This is a genomic window from Mesorhizobium sp. M7A.F.Ca.US.005.03.1.1, assembly GCF_003997975.1.
In the GTDB taxonomy this organism is placed as follows: Bacteria; Pseudomonadota; Alphaproteobacteria; order Rhizobiales; family Rhizobiaceae; genus Mesorhizobium; species Mesorhizobium ciceri.
Genome location: NZ_RZRO01000122.1, coordinates 6,539 through 17,434, shown reverse-complemented (window position 1 = coordinate 17,434; position 10,896 = coordinate 6,539). Strand labels below are relative to the sequence as shown.

General features: G+C 62.0%; 10 protein-coding genes and 1 pseudogene. 7 read left to right on the top strand and 4 right to left on the bottom strand.

Translation table 11 applies throughout. The features are described 5' to 3' along the window. The coding region (locus EN990_RS31410) for an aldo/keto reductase (protein ID WP_164766189.1) at positions 1-595 on the bottom strand (595 nt) is incomplete at its 3' end. Positions 596-873: 278 nt separating this feature from the next. Between EN990_RS31410 and ppk2 the strand changes: the two genes are divergently transcribed. Further along, complete coding sequence (gene ppk2 / locus EN990_RS31405) at positions 874-1,794, top strand: polyphosphate kinase 2 (RefSeq protein ID WP_127368484.1); 921 nt, start codon at positions 874-876, stop codon at positions 1,792-1,794. Between the two features lie 51 nt (positions 1,795-1,845). Here the strand turns inward: ppk2 and EN990_RS31400 are convergent, their stop codons facing one another. The 3 genes from EN990_RS31400 to EN990_RS31390 all read right to left on the bottom strand — a co-directional run bounded on the left by EN990_RS31400 (position 1,846) and on the right by EN990_RS31390 (position 4,658). Continuing rightward, a complete protein-coding gene (locus tag EN990_RS31400) occupies positions 1,846-2,493 on the bottom strand; it encodes a dihydrofolate reductase family protein (RefSeq protein WP_127368485.1) in 648 nt (215 codons plus the stop codon). Between the two features lie 217 nt (positions 2,494-2,710). Next, positions 2,711-3,742, bottom strand: coding sequence for a porphobilinogen synthase (hemB, locus tag EN990_RS31395; protein ID WP_013532258.1), 1,032 nt, complete (start codon positions 3,740-3,742; stop codon positions 2,711-2,713). Between the two features lie 88 nt (positions 3,743-3,830). Then, entirely contained in the window at positions 3,831-4,658 is an 828-nt protein-coding gene (locus EN990_RS31390; RefSeq protein WP_127368486.1) for a DUF2066 domain-containing protein, read from the bottom strand. Positions 4,659-4,852: 194 nt separating this feature from the next. On the opposite strand from EN990_RS31390, the gene EN990_RS31385 reads away from it, so the two are divergent. The 6 genes and pseudogenes from EN990_RS31385 to glyA form a co-directional block, all read left to right on the top strand. Beyond that, a complete protein-coding gene (locus EN990_RS31385; protein WP_013532256.1) occupies positions 4,853-5,896 on the top strand; it encodes an enoyl-CoA hydratase/isomerase family protein in 1,044 nt (347 codons plus the stop codon). Continuing rightward, complete coding sequence (locus EN990_RS31380) at positions 5,893-6,315, top strand: DUF6163 family protein (protein WP_013532255.1); 423 nt, start codon at positions 5,893-5,895, stop codon at positions 6,313-6,315. The genes EN990_RS31385 and EN990_RS31380 overlap by 4 nt, the downstream gene beginning before the upstream one ends. Positions 6,316-6,552: 237 nt before the next feature. Continuing rightward, entirely contained in the window at positions 6,553-7,068 is a 516-nt protein-coding gene (locus EN990_RS31375; protein ID WP_008875359.1) for a winged helix DNA-binding protein, read from the top strand. A 429-nt stretch (positions 7,069-7,497) separates the two neighbouring features. Beyond that, positions 7,498-8,751, top strand: coding sequence for a L,D-transpeptidase family protein (locus EN990_RS31370; protein ID WP_013532254.1), 1,254 nt, complete (start codon positions 7,498-7,500; stop codon positions 8,749-8,751). Positions 8,752-8,892: 141 nt separating this feature from the next. After that, complete coding sequence (locus tag EN990_RS31365) at positions 8,893-10,539, top strand: Na+/H+ antiporter (RefSeq protein ID WP_063171895.1); 1,647 nt, start codon at positions 8,893-8,895, stop codon at positions 10,537-10,539. A 173-nt stretch (positions 10,540-10,712) separates the two neighbouring features. Next, positions 10,713-10,896: pseudogene (glyA, locus tag EN990_RS36380) on the top strand (serine hydroxymethyltransferase); the annotation flags it as partial.

Below are 10,896 nucleotides of genomic sequence, written 5' to 3'. Positions count from 1 at the left end.
GCAGTTCGTACTCCGCTTCGCGCGCTTCCAGCGTGTAGTGGATCTGCTGCGTGATGAAGCGCGGCTGATGACGGCTGTCGCTGATGCCGAGCGCCTTCATCACCTGCCAGCCGGAATAGTTGGAGCAGCCGACATAGCGGATCTTGCCCTGGGCAACCAGCGTGTCGAGCGCGCCGATGGTTTCCTCCAGCGGCGTCACGCCATCCCATTCGTGCAGGAAATAGATGTCGATGACGTCGGTCTTGAGCCGCTTCAGGCTCTTCTCGCATTCCCGGATCAGGTGATGGCGCGACAGGCCTTCATCGTTTGGACCTTTGCCGATCCGCATCCGTGCCTTGGAGGCGATCAGCACGTCGCCCTTGCGCTTGCCGCCGAGCGCTTCGCCGATGATTTCTTCGGAAATGCCGTTCGAATAGACATTGGCGGTGTCGATGACATTGATGCCGGCGTCGATACAGAGATCGATCATCCGGCGCGCTTCGTCGAGATCGGTCTTGCCAACCGCCGAAAAAGCACCGGCGCCGCCGAACGTCATGGTCCCCATGGTCAGTGTCGATACTTTCAGGCCGGAACGGCCGAGGGTGCGGTATTCCATGTCGGTCCTCGCGATTGCATTGGGAAAGGGCTGGGGAGGGCGCCCGAAAGTGGCCGCTATTTGTAGGACAATTTGGGCGACGTGTCTCCATGCCAGCGCGGCGGATCGATCATGCCTGGCTGGACCGACGGCGGCGGTGACCATGCTCGCGCTGCAATAAAACCGTCATTGCAGGCCTATATGGAAGTCGGCTCAGGTGTTGCCGTTCCCGGGCTGTAGGCCGGGAGTTTGGGGCGCCGGACGTGGATCGACAGAGCTTGCAAGTGGAGCAGCCGATAATGACCGAGCTAAAACAGAATTCTCCGGCCAGGGATTGGCTTGAAGCCGAGCTCGCCGACACGCTTGACGAAGACTATGAGCTCGAAATGTCGGAGCCGGCGCTGTCGATGGAGATCGCCAAGATCTACAAGAACTCGCATCCGCCTTCGATCGATCGCATGCAGTATTTTCGCGACCTGATCACCCTGCAGTCCGAATTGATCAAGCTGCAGTCCTGGGTCGCCCACCACAAGAAGAAGCTGGTGGTGATCTTCGAGGGACGCGATTCGGCCGGCAAGGGCGGTGTCATCAAACGCATCACCCAGCGCCTCAACCCGCGCATCTGCCGTGTCGTCGCACTGCCGGCGCCGACGGAGCGCGAAAAGTCGCAATGGTATTTCCAGCGCTATGTCCCGTATCTGCCGGCCGGCGGCGAGATCGTGCTGTTCGACCGCTCATGGTACAACCGCTCGGGCGTCGAGCGGGTGATGGGCTTTGCCCAGCCCGATCAGGTCGAAGAATTCTTCCACGACGTGCCGGAATTCGAGCGCATGCTGGTCCGCTCGGGCATCACCGTGGTCAAATACTGGTTCTCGATCACCGACGAGGAACAGCAGATGCGCTTCCTGATGCGCATCCACGATCCGATGAAACAGTGGAAACTGTCGCCGATGGACCTGCAGTCGCGCGTGCGCTGGGAGCAGTACACCAAGGCCAAGGAAGAGACCTTCGCCCGCACCAACATCCCGGAAGCGCCCTGGTTCATCGTCGAGGGCAACGACAAGAAACGCGCGCGGCTGAACTGCATCGACCATCTGCTCAAGCAGCTGCCTTACGAGGAAGTGCCGCACGAGGAGATCACTTTGCCGGAGCGCGTCTTCAACCCCGAATACGAACGCCAGGTGCTGCCGCGCGAGCTCTACGTACCGGAGAAGTATTGAGGCAGACGAAGCTGCGATCTCCCCCACGAGGGGGGAGATTGGCTCTCCACCTTACGCCCGCTTGATGGTGACGTGCGTTGCGAGCGGGGTCGCCACCTGCTCGCTGCAGATATAGCCGAGCTTGAGCATGTCCAGGCCGGCAAAAAGGTTCTCGCCCGTGCCCAGCAGCACCGGCGCGATCGCCAGATGCATCTCGTCGATCAGTTTTTCCTGCAGATATTGCCGTATGGTGGCGACGCCGCCGCCGACCCGCACATCCTTGCCGCCAGCGGCAGCCTTGGCCTGTTCAAGAGCTGAATGGATGCCGTCGATGACGAAGTGGAAAGTGGTGCCGCCCTCCATCGTGATCGGTTCCCGCTTGTGATGGGTCAGCACGAAAACCGGCACATGATAGGGCGGGTTGTCGCCCCACCAGCCTTTCCAGCTGTCGTCAGGCCATTCGCCGCGGATCGGTCCGAACATGTTGCGGCCGAGGATCCAGGCGCCGACATTTTCGAAGCTGCGCGCCGCGAACGCCTCGTTGACGTCGGTGGTGCCGCCATCTTGTCCGAGCACCATCTCGCGGAAGGTGCGGGTGTCGACAAACCACTTGTGCAAGGATTCCCCACCGACGCCGAGCGGATTTTGCAGATCCTGATCGGGACCGGCGCCATAGCCGTCGAGCGATAGGGTGAAAGCGTTGACGCGAAGTTTGGACATGCGAGCCTCCTCGATAACCGATTGTGTTTTGCAAGCAGTTTTTTGTAACAAACCGATTGTGAATTGCAAGCGGTATTTTCAAGCTCAAACGAAGCCCACGCAACGGTCAAGTGGCCCTCGCTATGGATTCCCCGGCCAAGAGCCGGAAATTGGTATGGATGTCGAAGCGGATTGGCCGCCATTGCTCGCCGCGACCGGCCGTCGTCGCGAAGAGAAATTACCCCTTCAACATCTCCGCCACTTCGGGTGCGAAATAGGTCAGGATGCCGTCGCAGCCGGCGCGCTTGAAGGCGAGCAGCGATTCCAGCATTGCCTTCTCGCCGTCGATCCAGCCATTGGCGCCTGCCGCCTTGATCATCGAATATTCGCCTGACACCTGGTAGGCGAAGGTCGGCATCTGGAACTCGTCCTTCAGCCGCCGGATGATGTCGAGATAGGGCAGGCCGGGCTTGACCATCAGCATGTCGGCGCCCTCGGCGATGTCCTGTTCGGCCTCTCTCACCGCCTCGTCCGAATTGGCATGGTCGATGTAATAGGTCTTCTTGTCGCCCTTGAGCAGACCGGCGGTGCCCACCGCCTCGCGATAGGGTCCGTAGAAGGCCGAGGCGAATTTGGTCGCATAGGACATGATCGCCACGTCCTGAAAACCATTGGCATCGAGCGCGTCGCGGATGGCGCCGATGCGACCGTCCATCATGTCGGACGGTGCGATGATGTCGGCGCCGGCGGCCGCCTGGATGACTGCAGCGGCGGTCACCTGTTCCACTGTCTCGTCGTTGACGATGATGCCGTCGCGCAGGATGCCGTCATGGCCGTGGCTGGTGAATGGGTCGAGCGCTGCGTCGGTGATGATGCCGATCTGCGGTACCGCATCCTTGATCGCACGGGTGGCGCGGTTGATCACATTGTCGGGATCGAGGATGTGCGAGCCGGTCTGGTCGCGCAGCGAGATGTCCACATTGGGGAAGGTGGCGAGGGCGGGAATGCCGAGTTTTGCCGCGCGCTCTGCCTCCTTGACGGCGAGATCGATCGACAGGCGGAAGACGCCGGGCATGGCGGCGATAGGCTCGCGGATACCCTTGCCCTCGACGACGAAGATCGGCCAGATCAAATCGTCGACCGTGAGCCGGTTCTCCTGCACCAGACGGCGCGACCAGTCGGCCTTGCGCATGCGGCGCAGACGGCGGCTGCCGGTGATCTCGTCGACGCCGCGCGCGCCGGCGGGCTTTGCGGGGGTGAATTTGTTCATCGCCAGTACTCTCGTTCGGGCAGGCTTTTACCACGAGCTCCCGCCGCTGACCAATGCGGCACGATTGTGCCAGCGACCGGGTCGAGGCCTATTCGGGTTGCCCATTGCCTGACAGAATCTGTGCCGCGCCCCTGATGGCGACACGGAAAGCCTCGTCGAAGCCGACACCGCGCACCTGCCAGACGTAGGTCTTGCCGGCCATGACCAGCCGCCAGTCGGCGATCCAGCCCAGTTCCTTGTCGCTCCAGACGAGGCTGCCGTAAAGCGCCTGGTCGGCGCCGGCCCTCTTCGCCAGTGTGTCGAGCTTCGTCATCTCGGCATTGCGAAGCGCCTGATCGTCCAATCCGGCCTGCGACAGCTGCGCCACCGTGGGAAAAGTCACCTGCATGGCCAGCGGTACGGCGGCATTGCCGAACGATTCGCGCATCAGCATGCCACGGTCGTCCTCGGCATCGAGCGCGTAATGCGTTGTTCCGCGCTCGGTCGCCAAAAACACCGCCAGCCGTGGCCGCTCGGTCAGCCACGGCCTGCTGCCGAGCGAAGCCAGCACCGGGTCGATGTCAGCAGGCTTGTACTGGCAGTAGAGATTATGAGGCCGATCGTACGTGCCCTGGTCGTCATGGTTGGGAATGCCTTCCATGCGGTCGCGATAGTGGAAACTGGCGACGAAGGTGCCGGCTTTGTCGCGCAATGCCGTCATTTCAGGTTTCGCCGGCAGGCGCTGATCGCCGGAAACCCGCACCAGAACCGCGTCGAGGCAGCGCTTGAAGCCGGACTGGCGGTTCTTCTCGTACTTGCCGTTGACGATGGTCTGCGAGCTGTAGAGGTCTTCCAAAGTCCCCGCCATGACCGGGTGAACAGCCAAGCAGAGGCTCAGCCCGATTGCCACCGGCGCAAGGTGCGAAAATCGAGTCATAAACAATCGTCCCGTTCGAAGACCCACCAGGTACGCTGCAATGAACTCTACCCAGTTTTCCGTATTGCAGCTCCATTTTTAGCACTGGCTCCTGGTCCGGGCCAGAGCTTGCACCGGTGTCCTCGCCATTGACGCACCCATGCGCCACGCTTTAGCACTTCAGTCCCGGCGGCCGGGAGAGGGATTCTTTCACGATGGATTTTGGCGGAGGCGACGAGATCCGCTTCGAACATCTGGGCCGGGCCGGCGTCGTCACCTTGACGCGGCCGCAGGCGCTCAATGCCTTGACGCACCGCATGATCGGGGCGCTCGACGCCGCTCTTTCCGCCTGGGAGGCCGACCAGGGCATCGACGTCATCGTCGTCAAGGCAGAGGGCAGGGCCTTTTCGGCCGGCGGCGATATCCTGCATGTCTATGAGACAGGTCGGGCGGGAAAACCGCCGGTCGAGTTCTTCGCCGACGAATACCGGCTCAACGCCCGCATCAACAGCTACAAGAAGCCCTATGTCGCCCTGATCGACGGTATCGTCATGGGTGGCGGCGTCGGCATCTCCTTCCACGGCTCGCACCGGGTGATGACCGAGAATGCCCAGTTTGCCATGCCGGAAGTCGGCATCGGCTTCTTTCCGGATGTTGGCGCCAGCCACCTGCTGCCCGATCTCGGCGGCTCCTTCGGCATGTATCTGGCGCTGACCGGCAATCGCATTCGATATGGCGATGCGCTGTGGTCTGGGCTGGCCACCCATACCATCAAGGCCGAGGACCAGGCTGGCTTCCTCGACCGGCTGGCGTTGACCGGCGATCCGGAATCGGTGCTGCGCGGCTTCTTCGTGCAGGCAAGGCGAGAAACCGACAGGCCGACGCTGGAGGCGATTGTCCGTCATTTTTCGCAACCGTCCCTGAACCGCGTCATCGACAGCCTCGAGCGTGCGGCCGCCGCCGATGAGTTCGCGGCAAAGACGCTGGCGACGATCCGCACCCGCTCGCCGACTAGCCTGCGCGTCGCCTGGCGGCAGATCAGCGCCGGACTGACGCTGTCCATGGAAGCCTGCATGAAGATGGAGTTCCGCATCCTCAACCGGATGCTCGCCGGCCATGATTTCTACGAAGGCATCCGCGCTGCCATCATCGACAAGGGCTCGAAGCCGCAATGGCGGCCGGCAAGCCTCGCTGCGGTCAGCGAAGCGGATGTCGATGCCTATTTCGCTCCGCTCGGCGAACGGGAACTCCTGATATGAGCGAGGTGACCTCAAGGCGCATCGTTCTGCAGCCCTCCGGGGTGGAGGTGATCTTCGCCTGGTTCCAGCGCGTCATATCGGGCTACTGCCTGCTGTTCGGCATTCTCTACTGGATCAAGCTGATCGGCTTTTATCCGGGCACACTGTGGCGTTTCGACCTGATGCCCGTGCACTGGCAGGTCGCGGCGGTGGTGCTCGCCGTGTTCTTTCCCTTTGCCGCTGCCGGCCTGTGGATGCTGGCGTCCTGGGGCCCGGTGATATGGTTCATTTGCGCGGTGACCGAGACGGTCATGTACGCCGGCTTTCCCGAGTTGTTCGGCCACCGCTTGCTGATTGTCGTCTCGCATGCGGCGGTGGCGGTGCTCTATATCGTCTTTCGCGTCGTCATCTACCTGCAGAAGCGCCCGGTCCGCCACTAAGCCGTGAACCCATTGGCGGCCCGGCTGTCGCCTCGAATGAGCCCTGCAATCGTTGCCGAAATCTTTAGGTTAATTATCCTTGCTCGGGTGACCGTTCGTTAAGCCTCTTCCGAAACCCCTTACCGGTAAGCTCTTGTTAGCCCTAGCGTTTAAGTCGAATTTTATGAGTATTCGATAGTGTCGCGATCAAGGTGAAAAACAAAAAATCACCAGGGCGACAAACGAGAGGCAAAGACAATGATCAATTCGCGTCCGGCGGCGAAGACCGCCAACGTATCCGACGATCGCCGTGAGGCTATCCGTTCCCTGTACATGGAATCGCTGCAGCTTGTTGAACGGCTGCACCGCCGCCTGCTTGATGTGATCAAAGACGAATTCGACCGCAACGGCCGTTCCGACATCAATGCCATCCAGGCACTGCTGCTGTTCAACATCGGCAATTCCGAACTGACCGCCGGCGAGCTGCGCTCGCGTGGCTACTATCTCGGCTCGAACGTCTCCTACAATCTGAAGAAGCTGGTCGATCTCGGCTTCATCAACCATCAGCGCTCGCGCATCGACCGCCGTTCGGTCCGTGTCTCGCTGACGCCGAAGGGCAATGAGGTGGCCGAGGTCGTCGCCGGCCTCTATGAGCGTCATGTCGGCTCGATCGAACAGGTCGGCGGCATCAACACCGATGAGTTCAAGCAGATGAACCGCGCTTTGCAGCGGCTCGACCGCTTCTGGAACGACACCATCGCCTACCGGATGTAAGGATGTAAGACATCCGCCGCATCGGATCCGGCCCGCGCCACAGAAGCGCGGCCGAAATATCGACCTTCAGTCAGGGCCGGTGCCGAGAGGCATCGGCCTTTCTTTGATTTGGCTGGTCATTGCACCGCGTGGTCGATCGCCGATCGATACCCAAAAAGCACGGTCCGTTCTTTTCGGAATGCTGGCCGGTCGGATTTGGCCGCAAGGCCACGTTGCCGCCATATTCCAATGGAACCGAGAATGGCAGTGATGCTGTGGTGAAGGCCATGCGTTCACCCGCAGCCCGTATCGCGCCTGTGCATTGTCACACCAAGCTGATACGGACCATGGTTGGCTAATTGTTAAGATTGCCAATTTTACAGTGCGGGCGAGATCGCCCGGTGATCAACGCAGCAAGTGATCGAACTGCTACCAATGTCTGGAACGTCCATGAAAACCAGCCGTCGTTTTTTCCTGTCCGGAGCCTCCGCGCTCGCAGCCGCGGTGGTCGCCGGCGGCGCCAATGCGCAGGATGTGATCGGTGATATCCTGAAATCCTCGGCGCGCGGCAATTGGGACGACCAGTTCGACGCCCGCGCCAGCGAGGGTGGCAAGGTGGCCTCGACGCTGCCGATCTTCAGCCCGCAGACCGTTGCCTTCACGGAACAGGCGGTCGGGCAATACCAGAACATTGTCGGGCAGGGTGGCTGGGTCGAGGTTCCCGCGACCAAGAAGCTGCAGCTTGGCGTCGATGATCCCGATGTGGTGCCGTTGCGCAAGCGGCTGATGGTTTCCGGCGACCTGTCGCAGAGCGCCGGCATTTCGACGGCTTTCGATTCCTATGTCGACTCGGCAGTCAAGCGCTTCCAACTGCGTCACGGCCTGCCGGCTGATGGCTCGATGGGCAAATACACCTATGCGGCGATGAACGTTTCGGCGCAGATCCGGCTTGGCCAGTTGCAGACCAATCTGCAGCGGCTGCGCGAGAAGGCCGGCACGCTGGGCAGCCGCTACGTGCTGGTCGACATTCCGGCAGCCCAGGTCGAAGCGGTCGAGAACGACCGCGTCGTGCTTCGCCACACCGCGATCGTCGGCAAGATCGATCGCCAGACGCCGATCGTCAATTCCAAGATCACCGAGATCATCGTCAATCCATACTGGAACGCGCCGGTCTCGATCGTGCGCAAGGACATCATTCCGCTGATGCGGAAAAATCCCGATTATCTCAAGAACAGCCACATCCGCCTGTTCGCGCCCGATGGCAGCGAAGTCGATCCGATGAATGTGGACTGGTCGACCGACGACGCCGCCAAGTACCGGTTCCGCCAGGATCCCGGCTCGGAAAACGCCATGGCTTCGGTGAAGATCAATTTCCCGAGCCCTGACGGCGTCTACATGCACGACACGCCGCAGCAGAGCCTGTTCGGCAAGATGTTGCGTTTCGATTCCTCGGGCTGCGTGCGCGTGCAGAATGTGCGCGACCTCGTCACCTGGATCCTGCGCGACACGCCCGGCTGGGACCGCCAGCATTTCGAGGCGGCGATCAAGACCGGTGAAAACACGCCGATCCAGGTCACCAATCCGGTGCCGGTCCACTTCCTCTATCTCTCGGCCTGGTCGACCGGTCCGGGCGTGGTGCAGTTCCGCGACGACGTCTACGCGCTTGATGGCAACAACGAGCTGCAGATCACGTCCGCGCTTTAAATATTTGATTTCTATTTAAAAAGGCCGCCTCTCAGGGCGGCCTTTTTCATTGATTGGGTGCCGCGGCGTTTTTCACGGGAGGGCGGCTGGACGGATCGGCCGGCTTTGCGCATGGTCGGCGGGAAAGCCTGGAACCGGACCATGGAAGTCGCTGTCTTCATTCTGGTCGTGCTCGTCTTCGTGGCGCTTTCCGGCGCGCTGGTTCGCCTGGTGCGGGTGCCGTTGCCGGTGCTGCAGATTGCGATCGGTGCCGCGCTCGCCTGGCCGGTGCGCGGCATCCATGTCGAGATCAATCCGGAACTGTTCCTGCTGGTGTTCATTCCGCCGCTGCTGTTCGGCGATGCCTATGGCGCACCGAAGCGTGAACTGATGGCGCTGCGCGGACCGATCCTGGATCTGGCCATAGGGCTGGTCTTCTTCACCATCGTCGGCTTCGGCTACGCCTTGCATTGGCTAGTGCCGAGCATCCCTCTGGTGGTCGCTTTTGCGCTTGCCGCGGTGCTGTCGCCGACCGACGCGGTGGCCGTGTCCTCGATCGTCGACAGGAATGTCGTCCCGGCGCGGCTGATGCACATTCTCGAAGGCGAGTCGCTGCTCAACGACGCTTCAGGCCTCGTCATGTTCCGCTTCGCCGTCGCAGCAGTGCTGACCGGCAGCTTTTCCCTTGCCGCGGCTTCGCTCAGTTTTCTCTATGCCGTGGCGATTGGCATCCTGATCGGCGTCGCGGCACTGTTCGTTGCCGCCAAGCTGCTGCAATTGCTCAACCGGATCGGCGGCGTGCCGGCCGAAGCGCAGGTGCTGGTGATGGTTCTGCTGCCCTTCATCGCCTATCTCGGCGCCGAGCATGTCGGAGCGTCCGGTATTCTGGCGGCTGTTACCGCCGGCCTGCTCACCGGCGGCTCCGGCGTGTTTCGCTTCCTCGGCGTCTCGGCCCGCATGCAGACGATGTCGCTGTGGACGACGCTTTCCTTCGTTTTCAACGGTGCTCTCTTCATCGTGCTCGGCCTGCAGCTTCCCGACATCATCCGCCATGTGCCGCCGGAACTCATGAGCCTGCACCCGATTATCCAGCCGATCGCGACCGTCGTGGCGCTGACGCTGTGCCTGATCGCGTTGCGCTTCCTGTGGATATGGGTAGGCGATCTCGCAGCCGGCATCGCCGCACGTCTGGGCAAGCGCAAGGTGGAGCCGTTCGGGTTGCGCGTGCGGCTCGCCGGTTCGGTGGCCGGCGTGCGCGGCGCCATCACGCTGGCCGGCATATTGTCGCTGCCGCTCGCCATGCCGGACGGCTCGCCGTTCCCGGCACGCGATCTGGTCATTTTCCTGGCCGCCGGCGTCATCATCTGTTCGCTGGTCTTCGCCAGTCTCGCTCTGCCGACGATCGCCAGGGGGCTGGTCGAGCCGGGTGAGGATGCCGGCGCCGCCGAGGAGCGGCTGGCGCGTGTCGGCGCCGCCAAGGCGGCAATCGCGCGCATCGAGAGCATCGCCGGAGCCGCAGATGATGAGGGAGGCGAGGTGCCCGGCGCCAGGCTTGCCGCCGCCGACAGCATCGTCGCCGGGTACCGGCGCCGCATCGCCGCCTCGGACGAAGCCGATGAGGCCCGCGCCGAGGCGCGTGAAGCCGGAAGGCTGGAGCTCGAATTGAGATTTGCGGGCATCGAAGCCGAGCGCGAAGCCGTGCGCGCCATGTTTCGCAGCGGCGAGATCAACGACCATACGTCGCAGGCGCTGTTTACCGAGATCACGCTCACCGAGGCATTGCTGAGGGGCCGGAAGGCGAGGAAATAACGACGCGCGGGCCTGGCTGGCGCAATCCGGCCAGCAAATTTCGCGTGGCAAACGTGGCGGGGCGGAAACAACTGTGTTAATGGCGCCGCGTGCAGGTTGCCCAAAAGTGTACAGCGGTTTGGGCAACGACATGCATAAACAAAATTGCCCCCGAACCCCGAGGATTTCAGGCCATGGCAACAGCAGCGGCAGTGTCGAACAAATTCGAATCCTTCTTCGAAACCACGCTGGCCGACGCCGATCCGGAGATTTTCGGCGCCATCCGCAACGAACTCGGCCGCCAGCGCCACGAGATCGAGCTGATCGCCTCGGAAAACATTGTTTCCCGCGCGGTGCTTGAGGCGCAGGGCTCGATCA